At 45.1% G+C, this 18167-nt stretch carries 19 protein-coding genes; 12 read left to right on the forward strand and 7 right to left on the reverse strand.

Translation table 11 applies throughout. The features are described from left to right. Positions 1 to 26 precede the first annotated feature (26 nt). Positions 27 to 269: a YneF family protein gene (locus GJB59_RS17635; protein WP_058384996.1), complete on the forward strand. Its 243-nt coding sequence runs from the start codon at positions 27 to 29 to the stop codon at positions 267 to 269. Between the two features lie 132 nt (positions 270 to 401). Continuing rightward, positions 402 to 683 carry a hypothetical protein gene (locus GJB59_RS17640; RefSeq protein WP_142826504.1) on the forward strand — a complete coding sequence of 94 codons (282 nt, stop codon included), beginning with the start codon at positions 402 to 404 and terminating at the stop codon, positions 681 to 683. Positions 684 to 742: 59 nt separating this feature from the next. On the opposite strand, the gene GJB59_RS17645 is transcribed toward GJB59_RS17640, so the two are convergent. Together GJB59_RS17645 and GJB59_RS17650 are read right to left on the reverse strand one after the other, a co-directional pair. Then, entirely contained in the window at positions 743 to 1690 is a 948-nt protein-coding gene (locus tag GJB59_RS17645; RefSeq protein WP_142826503.1) for an alpha/beta hydrolase, read from the reverse strand. 12 nt (positions 1691 to 1702) lie between these two features. Beyond that, positions 1703 to 2602: a hydroxymethylglutaryl-CoA lyase gene (locus GJB59_RS17650; protein WP_142826502.1), complete on the reverse strand. Its 900-nt coding sequence runs from the start codon at positions 2600 to 2602 to the stop codon at positions 1703 to 1705. Between the two features lie 81 nt (positions 2603 to 2683). Here GJB59_RS17650 and GJB59_RS17655 point away from each other — a divergent pair, with 81 nt between their 5' ends. Together GJB59_RS17655 and GJB59_RS17660 are read left to right on the forward strand one after the other, a co-directional pair. Then, positions 2684 to 3868, forward strand: a complete 1185-nt coding sequence (locus GJB59_RS17655) for an acetyl-CoA C-acetyltransferase (protein ID WP_142826501.1) — start codon at positions 2684 to 2686, stop codon at positions 3866 to 3868. A gap of 13 nt (positions 3869 to 3881) precedes the next feature. Then, positions 3882 to 4091, forward strand: a complete 210-nt coding sequence (locus tag GJB59_RS17660) for a DUF3886 domain-containing protein (RefSeq protein ID WP_142826500.1) — start codon at positions 3882 to 3884, stop codon at positions 4089 to 4091. Between the two features lie 74 nt (positions 4092 to 4165). Here the strand turns inward: GJB59_RS17660 and GJB59_RS17665 are convergent, their stop codons facing one another. The 3 genes from GJB59_RS17665 to GJB59_RS17675 form a co-directional block, all read right to left on the reverse strand. After that, on the reverse strand, positions 4166 to 4717 hold the full coding sequence (locus GJB59_RS17665; RefSeq protein WP_142826499.1) for an AAA family ATPase: 552 nt from the start codon (positions 4715 to 4717) through the stop codon (positions 4166 to 4168). 36 nt (positions 4718 to 4753) lie between these two features. Further along, positions 4754 to 5950 (reverse strand): MFS transporter, encoded by a 1197-nt coding sequence (locus GJB59_RS17670; RefSeq protein ID WP_142826498.1) that lies wholly within the window; start codon positions 5948 to 5950, stop codon positions 4754 to 4756. A gap of 139 nt (positions 5951 to 6089) precedes the next feature. Continuing rightward, complete coding sequence (locus tag GJB59_RS17675) at positions 6090 to 8423, reverse strand: S-layer homology domain-containing protein (protein ID WP_142826497.1); 2334 nt, start codon at positions 8421 to 8423, stop codon at positions 6090 to 6092. Between the two features lie 363 nt (positions 8424 to 8786). Between GJB59_RS17675 and GJB59_RS17680 the strand changes: the two genes are divergently transcribed. Beyond that, positions 8787 to 9824: a zinc-binding alcohol dehydrogenase family protein gene (locus GJB59_RS17680; protein ID WP_236015729.1), complete on the forward strand. Its 1038-nt coding sequence runs from the start codon at positions 8787 to 8789 to the stop codon at positions 9822 to 9824. 69 nt (positions 9825 to 9893) lie between these two features. Here GJB59_RS17680 and GJB59_RS17685 read toward each other — a convergent pair whose 3' ends face one another. Continuing rightward, positions 9894 to 10796 (reverse strand): aldo/keto reductase, encoded by a 903-nt coding sequence (locus GJB59_RS17685; RefSeq protein ID WP_142826496.1) that lies wholly within the window; start codon positions 10794 to 10796, stop codon positions 9894 to 9896. A gap of 79 nt (positions 10797 to 10875) precedes the next feature. Between GJB59_RS17685 and GJB59_RS17690 the strand changes: the two genes are divergently transcribed. The 7 genes from GJB59_RS17690 to GJB59_RS17720 all read left to right on the forward strand — a co-directional run bounded on the left by GJB59_RS17690 (position 10876) and on the right by GJB59_RS17720 (position 17628). Then, the gene (locus GJB59_RS17690; protein WP_142826495.1) at positions 10876 to 11427 is read left to right on the forward strand and encodes an NUDIX hydrolase; all 552 of its coding nucleotides are present in this window, start codon (positions 10876 to 10878) and stop codon (positions 11425 to 11427) included. A gap of 104 nt (positions 11428 to 11531) precedes the next feature. Further along, positions 11532 to 11993: a ferric iron uptake transcriptional regulator gene (gene fur, locus GJB59_RS17695; RefSeq protein ID WP_008430965.1), complete on the forward strand. Its 462-nt coding sequence runs from the start codon at positions 11532 to 11534 to the stop codon at positions 11991 to 11993. Positions 11994 to 12103: 110 nt separating this feature from the next. Beyond that, positions 12104 to 13006 (forward strand): site-specific tyrosine recombinase XerD, encoded by a 903-nt coding sequence (xerD, locus tag GJB59_RS17700; protein WP_142826494.1) that lies wholly within the window; start codon positions 12104 to 12106, stop codon positions 13004 to 13006. Between the two features lie 71 nt (positions 13007 to 13077). Further along, the gene (deoB, locus tag GJB59_RS17705) at positions 13078 to 14265 is read left to right on the forward strand and encodes a phosphopentomutase (protein ID WP_142826493.1); all 1188 of its coding nucleotides are present in this window, start codon (positions 13078 to 13080) and stop codon (positions 14263 to 14265) included. Positions 14266 to 14390: 125 nt separating this feature from the next. Beyond that, entirely contained in the window at positions 14391 to 15695 is a 1305-nt protein-coding gene (locus GJB59_RS17710; RefSeq protein WP_142826492.1) for a pyrimidine-nucleoside phosphorylase, read from the forward strand. A gap of 69 nt (positions 15696 to 15764) precedes the next feature. After that, complete coding sequence (gene lysA, locus GJB59_RS17715; RefSeq protein ID WP_142826491.1) at positions 15765 to 17087, forward strand: diaminopimelate decarboxylase; 1323 nt, start codon at positions 15765 to 15767, stop codon at positions 17085 to 17087. Between the two features lie 181 nt (positions 17088 to 17268). Then, entirely contained in the window at positions 17269 to 17628 is a 360-nt protein-coding gene (locus GJB59_RS17720; protein ID WP_142826490.1) for a GNAT family N-acetyltransferase, read from the forward strand. 1 nt (position 17629) lies between these two features. On the opposite strand, the gene GJB59_RS17725 is transcribed toward GJB59_RS17720, so the two are convergent. Further along, entirely contained in the window at positions 17630 to 18130 is a 501-nt protein-coding gene (locus GJB59_RS17725; RefSeq protein WP_142826489.1) for a DUF309 domain-containing protein, read from the reverse strand. Positions 18131 to 18167 lie beyond the last annotated feature (37 nt).

Consider the following 18167-nt stretch of genomic DNA (forward strand, 5'->3'; position numbering starts at 1 on the left):
TACGCAACACGAAGGAGGTAACAAGAATGGATACATGGATCTGGATCGTAATCGTTATCGTGGCTTTACTCGCAGGTGTTGCACTTGGATTCTTTATCGCACGTCGATATATGATGAAATATTTGCAAGACAACCCACCAATCAATGAAGAAATGCTGCGAATCATGATGATGCAAATGGGACAAAAACCGTCTCAGAAAAAAATCAATCAAATGATGTCTCAGATGAATAAAGCGTCAACTAAACCTGGCAAACCAGCTAAAAAATAAAAAGTACTCTGCGGAGTGCTTTTTTTATTTTGTCTTTAAACAGCTATTAGAGTTTCTCATAACGGGTATGTTGCCTGTAAGATCCTGGTTTTATTGCTTTACAGAAAGTAAGAAACAAAGGAGGCGTTTTAAATGGCAGATCACGAAGAGTTAAAGTTTTACTTGCCGGTTATCGAAGAGGATGAAAAAGAAAAAGGGAAATTTCATCTGGAAAGCACGAGTTTAACAAAAGCATTTCCGGTTTCATTAGACAAAATTCAGGAACTGGTGAAAGACATGACGGACTACAACTTAGATACCATCGAGTTACATGTTACAGGCATTGTGAAAAGTGGTCCGATTACCGAGCTGTTCATTGGAGCAGAAGGGCAGGCAGGCATGAAGCTGGTGCTCAATAAGAAGAAAACGCCATAAGAAAAAGCACGCCGCGGCGTGCTTTTTTATTTTAGATACGTCGGAACAGCTGCAGCAGATTACCTATGTGATTCTTGCTGCTTAGGTGTCAGCAGCCCGTATTTCATCAGAAATTCAGCGACAGCCTCTTCGTATTCCTCCGGATTTTTATTGAACGATTGTGCATGGGCGCCCACTGTAAACAACTTCAACTCTTTTGGGCCTTGCTTCAGTGCATAAAGTTCTTCGCTCATTTTTGGCAGGACAAAGTCATCGTTGACGCTGTGGATAAACAGAACTGGTTTCTCGATGTTTTTGACCGTTTCCCGTGGCGATACCGTGGAAATAGAATAACCATCCCGCATTTTCATGAACAAACTGGCAAGGCGCAAAGCCAATGTTGTGCGCAGCGGTGTTGTCGTTTTCATCACATGAAGAACTTGTTCATAAATATCGGAGTAGGCACAATCGGAAATATAGAAGGCTGCGGTATCTTCCATGCCCGCATAAAGAAGCGTTGTCGCGGCTCCCATTGATTCACCGTGGATGCCGAAAAACAAGTCATTACCGACATGCAATTGCAAGGCTTGGACAACAGCCTTCAAATCAATTTTTTCAAAATGTCCAAAACTGGTTGTTTTTCCGCCGGAGTCGCCATGGCGGCGGTGATCGTAAACAACCGAATTAAAGCCGAGACGCTCGAACATCCGTGCAAACTTGAATGAGTTAACTTTGCTTTCTGTCACTCCGTGGCAAATGATGACATAACGATTGGTATCATGCGGCTCGAGAAATATAGCTTTGATCGGGTAGCCGTTTTCGGACTCGATCCACTGCTCGCTTTTGGGGACATTGGAGTACCATACTTCATCATAGCGTTTGGCACTGGTTTCCCGTTCCAGAATCAACTGTTCATCTTTTTTCTTTACATACATCAGCCTGTTGCTGGCGATAAATCCTGCAACAGTGGCTGATGCTGTAAGGAGGCTGGAAACAATGGCGGAAGTCCAAATCAATTTTTTCTTCATGGCAGAAGCTCCTTACGCCTGGTTTTTGTAAAGCGTATACATGCCCGTAGCAACGGGATTCGTCACATGAGGCTCGATTTTTTCAATAGCCTGGCAAAGCAGGTCCAAATCGATTCCTGTCTGGACATCCATCCGATGGAGCATGTTGACGACATCCTCTGTCGCGACGTTCCCGGTAGCGCCGGGGGCAAACGGACAGCCGCCCAATCCGCCTGCAGAGGCATCAAAACGGGTTACACCTGCTTGGAGTGCCGCTGTGATATTGGCAAGAGCCATTCTGCGGGTATCGTGAAAATGGGCGGTCATTAATACTTCCGGAAAGGCTTCGAGCAGCTCAGTGAACAATTCATAGCTCTCTTTCGGATTCGCCATGCCGATAGTGTCGGCGACACTCAATTCGTCGACTCCCCAATCCACGAATTGGCGGCATAGCGCAATAGTAGCTTCTGGTGAAACAGCCCCTTCGAACGGGCAGTAAAATGCAGTTGAAATGCAGGCGCGGACAAAAACTCCTTGTTCTTTCAAGTTAAAGATCAGCGGCTTTAACGCCTCCATGCTTTCTTCAGTGGTTTTATTGATATTTTTCTTATTAAAGCTATTGGAAACGCCGACGAATACGGCAAAAGACTGCGCGCCAGCCTCAAGAGCAGCAGTGATGCCGCGTTCATTTGGCGTCAATACGAACTGGCGCCCGACTTGTTTCGTTTGAGCGACAATCTCCTTGGCATCAGCCATTTGAGGCACCCATTTTGGCGACACAAAAGATGTTAATTCCATTTCCTGAATTCCGGCTTGCTGCAAAGCAGCTATAAATTGAAGCTTATCTTCGGCTTTTACAAGTTTCCCTTCGTTTTGAAGGCCATCTCGAGGTCCGACCTCGATAATCGTTGCATTTTTTGGTAAACTGAACATAGTATCCCCCCTGCTTTCCATTGTATAGAGGGAAGGGATAAAAGAGCAACTTGCAAACAATCAACCAAGGGGGAAAATTTCATGTCACAGGAAATCGTTATTGTAAGCGCTGTCCGAACAGCCGTAGGTTCATTCCAAGGAGCGCTCAAGGATGTACCGGCTACACAGCTAGGGGCGATCGTCATCAAAGAAGCCATCGAACGCGCAGGCGTTCAACCGGACCAGGTCTCTGAAGTCATTATGGGGAATGTACTTCAGGCAGGGCTTGGCCAAAACCCGGCGCGGCAGGCGTCTATCCATGCGGGGCTGCCGGAAACCGTTCCGGCTATGACCATCAACAAAGTATGCGGATCTGGATTAAAGTCGATTCAGTTGGCATACCAGGCGATTTACGCTGGAGATGCAGAAATTGTCGTGGCAGGCGGAATGGAAAACATGAGCCGGGCACCTTACTTAATGGAAAATGCCCGCAGCGGTTTCCGCATGGGAGACCAAAAAGTGGTCGACAGCATGCTGGTTGATGGTCTAACTTGTGCATTCAACGATTATCATATGGGCGTAACAGCGGAGAACTTATGCGACCGCTATGACATCACCCGCGAAGAACAGGACAAGTTTGCAGCCCGGTCACAGGCTCGTGCCACAGCGGCAATCGAATCCGGCAGATTTAATGATGAAATCGTGCCAGTGGAAATTCCGCAGCGTAAAGGAGATCCGATCATCTTTAAGGCGGATGAGTATGTCAAGAGCGATTCAAACCAAGAACGTCTAGGAAAGCTGCGTCCGGCTTTCAAAAAAGATGGCAGTGTAACAGCGGGCAACGCTTCAGGCATCAATGACGGGGCAGCAGCCGTTGTGGTCATGTCAAAAGCAAAAGCTGAGGAATTGGGACTGACACCGCTTGCGACTGTAGTAGCTAACGGCAATGCAGGCGTCGATCCGGCTGTGATGGGCATCGGTCCTGTGCAGGCTGTGAAAAATGCTTTGCAGAAGGCAGAGATGTCACTTGGGGACATCGAACTGATCGAAGCAAATGAGGCTTTTGCGGCCCAATCGATTGCGGTTGACCGTGAACTGAAATTCAACCATGACATCTTGAATGTCAATGGAGGAGCCATTGCGATCGGACATCCGATCGGAGCAAGCGGCACCCGCATTTTTGTCACTTTGCTGCATGAAATGATCAAGCGCGATGCCAAAACCGGCCTGGCGACGTTGTGCATTGGCGGCGGGCAAGGAATTGCGACTGTCATTAAACGTCCTTAAGGAGAGAAGAATTATGGCTAAAAGAAAAGAAGAATCCAACAGTGGGCTGTCTGAAGACATATTGGCAAAACTGAAACAAACAAAAAAAGACTTGCTGAAAGAAGAACAAAAGCAGGAAGAAGAAAAAGAAGCACAGCGCTTATTCGAACGCAAGGAACGCGAAAAGAACTTGTCGTTCGCGGAATTGCTGGAGCGCCATGGAGATAAGGGCAATAAGTTTTAAAAGCGTATTGGCTGTTCGTCCAAAATCTATATTGCTAATAAATAGCCAGTCCCCTTTTACAAGGGACTGGCTATTTATATGTATCGCTTTAATTTTTTATAAGCTGCTGCTATTTCCCGATACAATTCTTCTGTCGATTTTGAGCTATTGAGTTTGAGAATTGGGCTTTGGGATAGTTCAAGTTCATGCATATGGGCTGCGTATGTACCAACTGCGGTTTTATCGGTCGATGTGTGGTAGGTTTTACACCATTCTATAAAATCATTGGTGGGTTTGCCTTTCTGGTCTGGCCACATGTTATTAAGGTTGCCCCGATTTGCTTCCCGCTCCAACAGGCGTTTCATCCGTTCGGCTTCATCTAGTTCCAAGAAAATAAAAAGTTCCCGGTTGTTGAAACCATCTTTGCACCACGAAAAAACAGAGCCTGACACGGCGTAGCGGTCTGTCGATTGCATATCCTTCTCATAAAGCTCCAACCGCTTTTCTGCCGGGTGATTTTCAGTAAAAGAGCTGTCTTTCCAAAGATAGCGATCTGTATCAATCCATACACAGTTTTCTTGTTCGCTGATGTATTTCGCTAATGTGCTTTTGCCGGTGCCGGAACCACCGATGACTTGGATTTTCATCCTCTTTCCTCTTTTCTTAAGACGATATGATAGGTGTTACTGTTTTGCTGCAGTGGGATAAAATCTTGATTTCAGTAAAAGCGACAGCACAAAAATAACGAATGACAGAGCGGCCGAAATGACCAGTGCCGTTTGTTCACCGTAGTGTTGGATAATGTAAGTATAAACGATGGGTGAAATTGCAGACAATAAGAAGCCGGGTACGAGAAGCTTTCCGACAAGCGATCCATAAGTTTCGTGGTCAAACAAAACGAGCGGCAATGTTCCTCTCGTAATCGTCATCAGCCCGTTACCGGCGCCAAAAAGAAAGGCGAATAGCAGCGAAGCTGCAAGAAACTGTCCACTGAAAAGACCAATAATAAATCCGACAGGCAAAAACAAGGAAGCCAGGATGGTTAAGGAAACAGGGTGGAGGCGTGCGCCGAAAAGGACTTCACAGACCCGGGCGAAGGATTGTCCGATTCCCCTCAGCGTTGAAATCCATACGGAAAGAGCGGCAGTAAGCCCGAGTCCTGCCAAAAGAGTAATCATATGGGTAGACATAGCAGAATTCAAAAAGTTCAATAATGTAAAGATCAGTGCATACAAGCTCCCGGCAGCCCATTGCTCTCTCGCAGTAGCAGCAGAAGGAGAAGGAAACGACAGTTGTTTAACATCAGATGCTTTTGTCTGAACGCCGAATCGGCTGGTGGGAATTGACAAATGTAATGGGATCGTCAACAAAGCAAAAATGGCATAAATCATAAGGGCCATTCGCCAGCCGAAAGTTTCAGCCAAAAAGAAGCCAATCGGCCAAAAAACAGTGGAAGCAAGTCCGCCTAAAAGCGTGATTTGGGAGATGGGACGCTTAGCATGTACTCCCCCAATCCTTGCCAATGCTGCGAATGCTGCATCATAAAGACACAAACGCATAGCAAATCCCAACAGCATCCAGGAGAGATAATAAGCTTCAATAGAGTAGGACAGGGCAATTCCCCCGCAGCCGATTGCGAGCATTAGCGAACCTGCAGTCATTACAACTTTGCCGCCAAATCGGTCGATGGCCTGGCCAGTCAGTGGAGAAGTTACAGCCATAATGATCAAAGCGGCTGAAAAGCCACCATAGACAAAAGGTTCACCCCAGCCGAGATCCTCAGCAATCCGTGCGCCAAAAGCGGCAATCAAGTAATAGGAGATTCCCCAGCAGACGAGCTGAGACACGCCAAGTGAAATGACTGTATGACGGGTAATCATGAATTCACCTCCCTGTATAGTTTAAGGTATCAATGAATGGCTTTTGGTAATTCCATTATAGTTTTTTTAAGGGATTGGATGTAGCTTAATCAAAAAAAGAAGAGGAGCCCGCAGTTGCGGGTTCCTCTTCTTTAATGGTCTATTGTTCTTCAGAATACTCTAAAGCTCTGTCCATAAAGACAGCAAATTCGGCTCTTGTTACATTGGCTTTCGGATTGAACTTTCCGCCAGACGAACCGATAGTGATTCCGGCAGCATATAGCGTGTCGATATACTGATCTGCCCAGCCTTCTTCAACATCAGGGAAGTTGTGAGAGCCTTCTTCTGTAATTTCAAATGCTGTCACTAATACCTTAGCCATTTCTTCACGGGTTAGCTGTTCTTTAGGACGGAACTTATTTTGGTAGCCTGTAAAAATTCCAGCCTGCTGTGTAGCCATGATTTCTTCGAAATAAACATGTGTGTCTGGAATATCATCGAACATTTCATACGGTGAAGAGCTTACTAGTTCCGGTAAAGCCCGGTCGAACATCAAAGCAACATGTTGCCTTTGAATGCCGTTTCTCCATCCGAAAGTCCCATCAGGATTACCTATGATAATCCCTTTGCCAGCCATTTTTTCAATTGATTCATAAGCCCATTTTGGCTCGTCAGGACTGACATCAGAGAAAGTTGGATTCGGATTTGGTTCTGGTTCTGGTTCCGGCTCCGGCTCTGTTGATCCCGTCGTAAATCGGTAAATTGCCGATTTTTCGCTTTCATCTGCCGCATTGGTCATGTTCATGTACCAGTGATACGTCGTGTTTTTACTTAGTCCATTCCACTCGACTGAAGCTGTATCACCTGATTGGAGATTTGTATCTTGGCCGATAAGTTGATCTGTGTAGATATTGACAGCCATGTAATCCGTTTCGATTTGTCTAGGATTTTCTTTGGCTTCTACATCGGCTAAATCAAATTGCGCCGTAAAGCTTTCTTTTGCAGGATCGAACTGGTCGAAATCATAATCGTCAAGATAAGGTGAATATGAAACAAAGTCCAATGTTTCATCTGTTGGATCAAACGTCAACATCTTCAAATATCCTTGCCCACGGTCTGGAGGGGTATTGCCTTGGTGATTCGCCAACACTTCCAGCACTTCACGGTCTGTACCGTCTTCATTTTCAAGTTTCTTCACACGATAATTTGCGCCATGGTGATGTCCGCTAAGCACCATTTTGACGTTTTCATTCGGAACGACGATTTCTCTGTTGACGATTCTTGCTTCTTCGGTCACATATTGTGCCAATGAATTGATGTTTTCATGCATACCGACGATCGCATTGCGGTCTGCGTGCTCTGCTAGGACCCTATTTGCCCATTCGACAGTTTCAGCTGACCCGTCTCTGCCAAATCCAAGGTAAAGGAAAATGAAATCATGGTCGCCAAATGAGAACAGATCATAATGGTTCTGGTTTTCATCATTCATCGCTTCGCCAAACCAAGGCTTGTCTTGGAAGCGGTCAATTCCAGCATATCTTTGGAAGATCGTGTAATCATAAGTCTTGTTAAGTTTGTCAATAACTACATCATGATTTCCGGCTAACACACCATACGGAATGTTCGCCGCATCCATCCGGTCCAGATTTTCCTCGGCTACTTTCCATTGTTCCTCATCGAGTACTTCGTTGACAAGGTCACCGGTGTGCATTGCGTATTCATAGCTTCCTTTTTTAAATTCCTCAATCATCCAATCCGTCATGGACGTCCAGACTTCCGGATAATCCTGGGCGTAATATTGTGTGTCTGTAAACCAAAGCATTGTAAAGTCTTTATCTTTTGAATCGGTAAGGGTCCCAGAATCATGGACCATTGCCTGGACTTTGCCGTCTTTGACAAATCGGTCTTTGTCAATTTCCGCTTTTAGTACAATTTCATCGTTATTGGCATTTCCTTGTGTTTGGCTTAAAGCTACCCAGTTGCCGGCTTTAAAGTCCCATGCAGATAAATTGGCCAATCCGCTTGCTAATGTTTTTCCTTCCCAATAAAGCTCAATCGAGTTGCCCGCTGCCAAATCTTTTGATACATCAACTTCGAATCGCTGGGAAGGGAAGCCGTTGCTGCTTTTTGTTATTGCTGTCTTGTCATCATCTGATGCCATTGCAGCCTTTTGTCCATCTGTTAATGGAGTCGAGCCAGTTTGTATTGGGACAGATATGGGGTTGTCGGCTGTATCGTTCTCAAAGCCCGATATGCTATTGCTGCCCGCAAAGTCATATGTAAACCCTTTTTTGAAATCTACTGCTTTAATGCCTGCTCCTGTTGAATCCTTGACAATCCCTTCCAAAGTAGTGTTAAGGCTGATATCCGATGCATAATTAGCCGGTTTGATATTCGTCGGCTTTTCCAGGCTCGTTTCTGCCAAAGGTGCTAATGAAACATTTGTTAACACCAAAGCTAATACGGCAGTTGTAGTGAAAATTTTCTTAATCATTTTTCGTCCTCCTTTATTAGGTGTGCGTATCTTATTTGAATTTCTCAGGCTTCCCTGAAAAATGAGTATAAAATACTACTATGATAGGGATATATATTCTTTTTGAATATAAATGGTGAACCTATTTATTCATAATACCAAAAATAAAATAAAAAACAACTTAATTTTCCATATTTTTTGAATATTTAAATATTTGAGGCGGTACAATTGGCTTACAGATCTTCGCGTGCACTTTTTAGGGGGATAAATAGACCTTGAAAATAGAGAGGAGAGGCTGATTTTTTGTGTCTAGCACTGGAGATAGATAGAATAAGCATTGTATACAATTTTGGGGAAGAATCCAAAGAGATGAGGCGAAGTAGATTGAACCAAGACAAAATGACTGCATTGGGTTTTTATAAACCCAATTCAACAACAGAGGCACCTAATTTCGAACGGGTAGAACTTGAACGCCCTAAAGCTACCGGCAGAAACTTGCTGGTTGAGGTAAAGGCGATTTCAGTCAATCCAACTGATTTAAAGACGCGGGACGGCAAGAAGGAAGATGACTCATCAGTAACAATTGTCGGCCGTGACGCTGCTGGAGTAGTTGTCGAAGTAGGAGAAGATTGCAGTTTCTTCCAAGTGGGAGATGAAGTTTTCTATGCGGGAACGAGCAATATTCCAGGGAGTTTGAGTGAAGTCCAACTGGTAGACGAGCGGATAGTGGGCAAAAAGCCGAAGAACATCGGTTTTCCAGAAGCGGCAGCTCTGCCTTTGACCAGCATCACAGCGTGCGAAGCAATTTTTGATCGGCTGGGTGCCTCACGGGAACCGGCTGACAACAAAGACAAAGTAATCTTAATCATTGGAGCAGCTGGTGGAGTAGGATCGGTTGCGACCCAAATTTCCAAACTTGCCGGCTTGACCGTAGTAGGCACAGCTTCACGTCCAGAATCAAAAGAGTGGGCGTTGGAACACGGCGCAGATCATATCATCAATCACCACGAGGCATTCGGACCGCAACTGGAAGCTCTCGGATTTTCAGGGGTTCATTACATTTTCAGCCTGACTAATGTAGATGACCACATGGAAAACATGGCAAAAACAATCTTGCCGCAAGGAAAAATCTGCTCGATTCTGCCAGCTTTCAAGCCGCTTTCCCTGGAGCTGTTTTCGAAATCTGTTACGTTTTCCTATGAACTTATGTACACGCGTTCAGTTTTCCAAACAGAAGATATGGTTTCCCAGCACCATATTCTGACGCAAATTTCTGACTGGGTGGAAAAAGAAGAAGTCCGCTCGACCATGACCAAGCATTTGTCGCCTCTCAATCCGGAAACTTTAAAAGAAGCCTACAATGGCCTTTTAACGGGACGGACAATCGGCAAGATCGTAGTAGAAGGACCGATACAAAAATAAATTTATACAGCAAAAAGCAGGCATTACTCCTATAAGAGTAGCGCCTGCTTTTTTTGATCATTGAATCGCTTATTCCCGGTGTTCCTGGTAAATATCCTGGCGCGTCAGTTTTTTTGCCTGTGCAATTTGTTCGGCTGATACCGGGGTGTTGTAGGCATCAATGGTTGCTTTGATCTGATCCGCAGAACTGGCACCTGCCACGACCGAACTGATCGTGTTGTGCTCTAATACGCTGTGCAATGCTACTGCATGGAGATTATCGTGAACCGCCAATAGTTTTTCCAGAACAGTTTTTAATTCAGAATCACTATAGCTTAAGTAGCCATCCATTTTAACTGCACGCTGAAGTCCTTCGCCAGTCAACAACCCTTTTGCCAAGGATCCGCGCGTCACCACGGACTTGCCGGCTTGGCCAATGCTGTCAAGCAGTTCTTCCGGGCGGCGGTCCAACAGGCTGTATTGCATCATGATCGAGGCGATGTTTCCGTTTGCCAAAAAACGTTTGATGACATTTGGGCGAATTGAGGAAATGCCATAAGCACGAATCAAGCCTTCTTTTTTCAATTCTTCAAAAGCTTCAATAGTTTCTTCTGAATCATCGTTAATCATGCCGCCATGCAATTGATACAGATCGATGTAATCTGTCTGAAGGCGCTTTAGGCTCGCATGGATCTGTTCTTTAATGTACGCTTTGGTTGGATTCCAGTTGACTTCATCTGACTCAGTACTCCACTGGTTCCCCACTTTGGTGGCCAGCACAATATCATTTCGGTGGCGCTTTAATGCTTCGCCGACCACTTCTTCGTTTTTGCCCTTATTATACAAATCGGCAGTATCAAAATAATTGATGCCCTGTGCAATTGCTTCGTCAACAATGCTGCCTGCTTTTTTGGCATCACTCGGCAAAGACATACATCCCAGAGCGATCTCGCTTACTTCAATTCCGCTATTGCCCAAAAAGTTTTTCTTCATTTCTCCACCTCGTTTAGTCTGTCGTCCCCTATATGGTATACTTTTCCTTAGAGAAACCACAAATGAAAAGAGGATTTCAATGAAAAAGTTTGAAGAAAAAACCATCCATTCCAATCGCTTGTACGAAGGGAAAATCATCAACTTGAAAGTTGATGAAGTGTCTCTTCCAAATGGCCATACATCTAAACGTGAATTAGTCGAGCACCCGGGAGCAGTTGCCATCATTGCCATCACTCCGGAAAACAAAATCATCTTGGTGGAGCAGTACCGGAAAGCACTGGAGCGTTCACTGATAGAAATTCCAGCGGGCAAGCTCGAGCCTGGAGAAGCACCGGAATACACCGCAATGCGTGAACTGGAAGAGGAGACAGGGTATACCGCTGAAAAGCTGGTTAAAATCCAGACTTTTGCGACCTCTCCAGGCTTCGCCAACGAAGTGGTCCATCTGTTTGCGGCTGAAGGCTTAAGCAAAGCCACTAATGGTGCGGTGTTGGACGATGATGAATTTGTAGAGTTGATGGAAGTGACCATTGAAGAAGCAGAGCAAATGGTCGTTGATGAAAAGATTTATGATGCAAAAACCGCTTTTGCTGTGCTGTGGGCAAAACAGCGATTTTCAATTGAGAATTGAAACAATTCTCTCTTTATAACGATTATAATTAAAGGGCAGATAGTATTGTTGTAATTGAGAACTCCCTTTTGATATAATAAAGGCAGTTTGAGGGAGGGCGTCGCATGGAAACCAGGATTGATCGGATTAAAAAGCAATTACACGCTGCGAGTTACAAATTGACGCCACAGCGTGAAGCGACAGTTCGAGTTTTGTTAGACCATGAAGAAGACCATTTGAGTGCAGAGGACGTCTATCTTTTAGTAAAAGATATTGCACCGGAAATCGGATTGGCAACTGTGTACCGTACACTAGAACTTTTAACAGAATTAAAAATTGTCGATAAAATAAATTTTGGTGACGGCGTGTCGCGCTATGATTTGCGTCAGGAAGGCGCAGCACATTTTCACCATCACCTTGTGTGCCTGGAATGTGGAGCAGTGGATGAAATACAGGAAGATCTATTGGAAGATGTGGAGAATATCGTAGAGAAACGCTGGAATTTCCAAATTAAAGACCACCGTCTTACTTTCCATGGCATCTGCTGGCGCTGCAACGACAGCAATTCTCAAAATCCATCAGAATAACGGATGCCAAAAGGACGGCCCATAATGGCCGTCCTTTTTTTATGGAAAAACAGAAAAGCTTTAGCGGTAGAATGATTGCCTTAAATATAAAAAACCAAGGAGGCAGACGCATGAACTTTGGCAAAGATGCACTCGACGACTACCTGCATTTTCTGCGTGTTGAAAAACAGCTTGCAGATAATACTTTATCTTCATACCAACGGGATCTCAACGTCTATCTGCAGTATTTAAAAAAAGTGGAGCAGCTGGAGTCCCTAAGCAAAGTTGAGCGGGTACATATATTAAATCACTTGCGCCACTTGAAGGATTCGACGAAAACGCCGCGAACTGTTGCGCGCCATATTTCGTCTATTCGTTCGTTTCACCAATTTCTAATTCGTGAACGCATTGTTGAGACCGACCCTACTGTCCATTTGGAGATGCCTCAGATGGACAAGAAACTGCCGAATATCCTGTCTATTGAAGAAGTGGATGTGTTGATGCAGGCGCCTGCAACTAATAAAGCTAATGGGCTGCGGGATCTGGCGATGCTGGAACTGTTATACGCCAGCGGAATGCGAATCAGTGAATGCATCAATTTGGATGTGGAAGATGTCCATTTGACGATGGGATTTGTCCGCTGTACAGGAAAAGGCGGAAAAGAGCGCATTATACCTTTAGGTAAATCAGCGCTGAATTCCTGCCAAACCTATCTTGAAAAAGGGCGGATAGACTTGCTGAAAAGTGGAGAAAAAACCGATGCCATGTTCATCAATCAACGCGGCAAACGGCTGACCCGCCAAGGCTTTTGGAAACTGCTCAAGCAGCATGCCCAAAAAGCTGGAATCCAAAAACAATTGACGCCGCACACGCTGCGCCATTCTTTCGCTACACACCTGCTGGAAAATGGAGCGGACATACGGGCAGTCCAGGAAATGCTGGGCCATGCAGATATTTCAACAACCCAAATTTATACTCACGTCAGCAAAACACGCCTTAAAGATGTGTATTCCCAATTTCATCCACGTGCTTAAAAAAAGAGGTCTGACTTCCGACAAGGGACGGATATGTGGTAAGATAAAAGCGAAAATAAGGAGGAAGACTTATGACAAACAAACCTTTTAACCGTGTACATTTAGTTGTATTGGATTCAGTGGGGATCGGTGAAGCACCGGACGCTGAAGCTTTTGGAGATACAGGATCAGATACGCTCGGCCATATTGCAGAAGCAGTTGGCGGGTTGAACATGCCGAACATGGAGAAGCTGGGACTTGCAAACATCGTTCCGGTGAAAGGGCTTGCAGCCGCAAAATCTCCTTCAGCTTATTACGGGAAATTACAGGAAGCTTCTGTCGGAAAAGACACGATGACAGGCCATTGGGAGATCATGGGCTTAAACATCGATACACCTTTTAAAGTTTATCCAGACGGTTTTCCGGAAGAATTGATCCAGCAGCTGGAGGAAAAGACAGGCCGTAAAGTTCTAGGCAATAAACCGGCCAGCGGCACTGAAATTCTGGATGAACTTGGCCAGCAGCATATGGAGACGGGAGCTATCATCGTCTATACATCGGCTGATCCGGTTTTGCAGATTGCGGCTCATGAAGAAATCATTCCATTGGAAGAGCTTTACCGCATTTGTGAGATAGCACGGGAATTGACATTAGAGCCTGAATATTTAGTCGGCCGTGTTATTGCGCGTCCATTCCTGGGCCAGCCTGGAGCCTTCAAGCGGACAACAAATCGCCACGATTATGCTCTGGCGCCATTTGACCGCACTGTCATGAACGAGCTGAAAGATGGCGGAAAAGATGTCATCGCCATCGGGAAAATAGATGATATCTACAATGGTGCAGGGGTTACAAAATCTTTGCGGACAAAAGACAATATGGATGGCATGGACAAGCTCGTGCAAGTTGCCGGTGAAGATTTCCATGGGTTGAGCTTCTTGAATCTGGTGGACTTTGATGCACTTTATGGCCATCGCCGAGATCCGCAAGGGTATGGAGATGCACTGGAGGCATTCGATGTCCGGTTGCCTGAAGTGCTGGAAAAAATGCAGGAAGATGACTTGTTGATCATTACAGCAGATCATGGCAATGATCCTACATTCCCTGGCACTGATCATACTCGTGAATACGTGCCGCTATTAGTTTATTCGCCGCGTTTTTCTGGCGGCGAGCAGCTGGAAACAGGCAAAACATTCTCGGATATCGGCGCTACTATTGCTGAAAACTTTTCAGTAGCGATGCCTAAATTCGGCAAGAGTTTTTTAGCTCGTTTAAATAAATAAAAAAGGAACAAATCAGCAGCAACTCCTAAGGGAACGGTGGAGCGATAAATCAGCAGGCGAAAATCTTTAGATCAACTTATATAGTTGATTTGTTCAGAAACTAACCTACAAAGGCGGTAGTATTCATGAGAATGGTAGATTTGATTGAAAAGAAAAGAGACGGCAACGAGTTATCGACTGAAGAAATCAAGTTCGTCATCACCGGCTATACAAATGGAGACATTGAAGATTACCAGATGAGTGCTTTCCTGATGGCTGTTTATTTTCAGAATATGACAGAACGGGAGCGGGCAGACCTGACAATGGCCATGGCTGAGTCAGGGGATCAAATCGACTTGTCGGCAATTAAAGGCATCAAGGTCGATAAGCACTCTACCGGCGGTGTCGGCGATACAACCACTCTTGTACTTGGACCATTAGTCGCAGCATGCGGTGTTCCGGTTGCCAAAATGAGCGGACGCGGCCTTGGACATACAGGGGGAACCATTGATAAATTAGAAGCAATTGATGGTTTCCATGTAGAACTGTCGACTGAGGATTTCATCAAACAAGTAAATGACCATAAACTCGCAGTGATTGGCCAAAGCGGCAATCTGACTCCTGCAGATAAAAAAATGTATGCACTCCGTGATGTAACAGGAACTGTCAACAGCATTCCCTTGATCGCCAGCTCGATCATGAGCAAAAAAATCGCAGCTGGAGCTGACGCTATCGTTCTAGACGTTAAAACAGGCGAAGGTGCATTTATGAAAACGCCGGAAGATGCCAAAGAATTAGCGCACGCGATGGTTGGAATCGGAAACGCGACAGGCAGAAAAACGATGGCCATCATTTCGGATATGAGCCAGCCTCTGGGCTTTGCCATTGGCAACGCTCTGGAAGTCAAAGAAGCGATTGAAACCCTGCAAGGCAAAGGACCAGAAGATTTGACGGAATTGTGCATGGTGCTCGGCAGCCAGATGGTAGTTGTCGGCGGCAAGGCAGATACGTTGGAAGAAGCACGGAAGATGCTCGAAAACGTAATTGAAAATGGGCAAGCACTGGAATTCTTCAAGCAGTTTATAGCCGATCAGGGCGGCAATCCGGCAGTGGTGGATGATGTCACATTATTGCCACAAGCTGAATTTGTTACAGAAGTCCCTTCCAAAGAAGAAGGCTACATTTCGTTTATGGAAGCAGATGAGATTGGCACAGCGGCTATGGTGCTGGGAGCAGGCAGAGCAACAAAAGAATCTAAAATCGACTTGGCTGTCGGCATTGTCCTTCACAAAAAAGTAGGGGACTTCGTTAAAGCCGGCGAGTCGATCGCTACAATTTATTCCAACACACAAGAACTCGCAGAATGTTCTAATATGATATATAATAGTATCGAATATACAAGTGAACCGGTTGAAAAAATCAAGCTAATTTCTGCTTTGATCACCGATTGACAAAAAATCTTGCTGGGTAGCTGCTCAGCAAGATTTTTCACATACATATACCATCAGGAGGGGCTTTTATTGCATTTATACGGCACACAAACTATTAATGAGCAGGGCCATTTGACGATTGGCGGAACCGATTCGGTAGAATTGGCGAAAACATATGGCACACCGCTGTACGTCTACGATATTCAATTATTCCGGGACCGTGCAAAAGCATTTCAGCAAACCTTTGAAGAAGCGGGAATCGGCTATCAGGTTGCATATGCGAGCAAAGCATTTTCTACCATCGCCATTTACCAAGTAGCAGCGGAAGAAAACCTGTCGCTGGATGTTGTTTCTGCTGGTGAATTGTACACAGCCGTAAAAGCAGGATTCCCGGTTGAAAAGATTCATTTCCACGGCAACAATAAAAGTTTGGAAGAGTTGCAGATGGCGTTTGAAGTAGGGATCGGCTGCATTGTAGTCGATAATTTCCATGAAATTAGCTTATTGAAGAAACTTTCCGAGCAATCCAAACGACCAATGAACATCTTGTTGCGCGTAACTCCTGGAATTGAAGCACACACACACGACTACATCACGACCGGGCAGGAAGATTCAAAGTTCGGCTTTGACTTGAAGAACGGCCAGGCAGATCGAGCATTTCAGCAAACTTATGACCACGAGTATTTGAAGTTGATGGGCCTTCATTGCCATATTGGCTCTCAAATCTTTGATACAGGGGCATTTCAGTTGGCAGCAGAAAAGCTGCTCCAGAAAATGGCTGGATGGAAATCAGCATTTGGCTACACGTGTCCGGTATTAAATCTCGGAGGAGGTTTCGGCATCCGATATACAGAGGAAGATGCCCCGCTTGAACCCGCTGTTTATGTAGAACAGATGATTCGCACGGTCAAGCAGACTTCGGAAGCTTCAGGCTATCCGGTTCCTGAAATTTGGATTGAACCGGGCCGCTCGCTGATTGGCGATGCCGGTACGACACTTTATACGATTGGCTCAACGAAAGAAGTGCCGGGTACCCGCAACTATGCGGCGGTAGACGGCGGCATGTCAGATAATATCCGGCCAGCTTTATACGGAGCAAAATACAGTTCACTGATAGCCAATAAAGCAAATGCTGCATTGACTGAACAATACACGATTGCAGGGAAATGCTGTGAATCAGGAGATAAACTCATCGAACAAGCCGATCTGCCTCCTGTTGAAGCCGGAGATTTGCTCAGTGTTTTCTGTACAGGCGCCTACGGCTATTCAATGGCAAGCAACTACAACCGTATTGCACGGCCTGCTGTTGTTTTCGTCGAAAATGGTGCGCATCAGCTTGTAGTCAAGCGTGAAACCAACGAAGATTTAGTTAAACAGGATTTGAGCTATTCCAAAAAGGCTGTTCAACAATGAAAAAAGGGAATCTTGTCTTGCTGCTTTTTATTTTAGCTATGGCCATCGCCTGGGGATTTGTTTATTGGGTATTTTTCGCAGAAAATGTCGCGGGCGGCTGAAAAGTTGCTCTCTTGAGTTATCAAGAGAACTATAGTAGTATGGTAAAAGCCGCTTTTAGACGAAAATGAGGGATTTAATTATGTTATTCAGATATAAAAAATCATTCGAAAAGATCGCTATGGGGCTGCTGTCATTTATGCCTAAAGAGCGAGAACTAAAAAAACTGCAGCAAACTATGCACATTTACGAAGAGAATCCGGATTGGCAGTTATTCCTTTGGAAAAAAGGGGATGATTTCGTCGGGTTATTAGGTGTGGAAGTTGGCGAAAAGTCATATACGATCCATCATTTATCTGTGAACCCTTCGCATCGCGGAGATGGAATTGGCCATGAAATGGTGGACAAAATTCAAGATATCATGCAAGACCGCAAAATGCTTGCAACAGAAGAAACCGAAGCGTTTCTAAAAAAATGCCCAGTAAAAAAAGGCGGCCTTTAAGTTAAAGGTTCCGCCTTTTTTTTTGTTCGCGCAAACTGATGATGGAAGAACGGTCGCGAAGCCGATGTTTATGCATCAGGAAGTAAGGATCCTGTTCGATTAGCGGCAGTTCGGAATAATAGGCTTCCACTGCCTGCTTCAGCTCTTCTGAAACTATCGGAATTTCCTGTATGAAAAACGGCTTGCGTTCTGTTACAGCTTCGATTGAAGTGGTTAAGATGCCGATCAGCTTTTCATGGTCGAATCCTTCCACCCAAACTCCACCTGGAGCCAACTTGACCTTGGCACGGATGAAAGAGCGCAAGGCTCCCGGGTAATTGCTTCTTCTCCAATGGTACATGCCGACTGCCAATTGGATCCATCCGGTCAGGGGATGCATTTTGTCTTTAGGTGCAATTGACTTCCAGTATTCTTCGCCAACTTCATGGCATTCAAAATAATCTTTTTCTTTGTTGAAATTTACGATGTATTGAATAAACAGCGGATGTTGAAGTGGATGCATTTTGATCCCCTTTCTACTATAATAAAGTGTAACTGCC

Origin of the sequence: Planococcus soli, assembly GCF_016881065.1 — a bacterium.
Lineage (GTDB): Bacteria > Bacillota > Bacilli > Bacillales_A > Planococcaceae > Planococcus > Planococcus soli.

Coding starts and splice junctions, on each gene's coding strand:
- xerD (WP_142826494.1), top strand. CDS start 12,104: ATGAACTTTGGCAAAGATGCACTCGACGACTACCTGCATTTTCTGCGT.
- GJB59_RS17710 (WP_142826492.1), top strand. CDS start 14,391: ATGAGAATGGTAGATTTGATTGAAAAGAAAAGAGACGGCAACGAGTTA.
- GJB59_RS17640 (WP_142826504.1), top strand. CDS start 402: ATGGCAGATCACGAAGAGTTAAAGTTTTACTTGCCGGTTATCGAAGAG.
- GJB59_RS17675 (WP_142826497.1), bottom strand. CDS start 8,423: ATGATTAAGAAAATTTTCACTACAACTGCCGTATTAGCTTTGGTGTTA.
- GJB59_RS17660 (WP_142826500.1), top strand. CDS start 3,882: ATGGCTAAAAGAAAAGAAGAATCCAACAGTGGGCTGTCTGAAGACATA.
- fur (WP_008430965.1), top strand. CDS start 11,532: ATGGAAACCAGGATTGATCGGATTAAAAAGCAATTACACGCTGCGAGT.
- GJB59_RS17645 (WP_142826503.1), bottom strand. CDS start 1,690: ATGAAGAAAAAATTGATTTGGACTTCCGCCATTGTTTCCAGCCTCCTT.
- GJB59_RS17685 (WP_142826496.1), bottom strand. CDS start 10,796: ATGAAGAAAAACTTTTTGGGCAATAGCGGAATTGAAGTAAGCGAGATC.
- GJB59_RS17720 (WP_142826490.1), top strand. CDS start 17,269: ATGTTATTCAGATATAAAAAATCATTCGAAAAGATCGCTATGGGGCTG.
- GJB59_RS17665 (WP_142826499.1), bottom strand. CDS start 4,717: ATGAAAATCCAAGTCATCGGTGGTTCCGGCACCGGCAAAAGCACATTA.
- GJB59_RS17635 (WP_058384996.1), top strand. CDS start 27: ATGGATACATGGATCTGGATCGTAATCGTTATCGTGGCTTTACTCGCA.
- GJB59_RS17725 (WP_142826489.1), bottom strand. CDS start 18,130: ATGCATCCACTTCAACATCCGCTGTTTATTCAATACATCGTAAATTTC.
- GJB59_RS17670 (WP_142826498.1), bottom strand. CDS start 5,950: ATGATTACCCGTCATACAGTCATTTCACTTGGCGTGTCTCAGCTCGTC.
- GJB59_RS17690 (WP_142826495.1), top strand. CDS start 10,876: ATGAAAAAGTTTGAAGAAAAAACCATCCATTCCAATCGCTTGTACGAA.
- deoB (WP_142826493.1), top strand. CDS start 13,078: ATGACAAACAAACCTTTTAACCGTGTACATTTAGTTGTATTGGATTCA.
- GJB59_RS17655 (WP_142826501.1), top strand. CDS start 2,684: ATGTCACAGGAAATCGTTATTGTAAGCGCTGTCCGAACAGCCGTAGGT.
- GJB59_RS17650 (WP_142826502.1), bottom strand. CDS start 2,602: ATGTTCAGTTTACCAAAAAATGCAACGATTATCGAGGTCGGACCTCGA.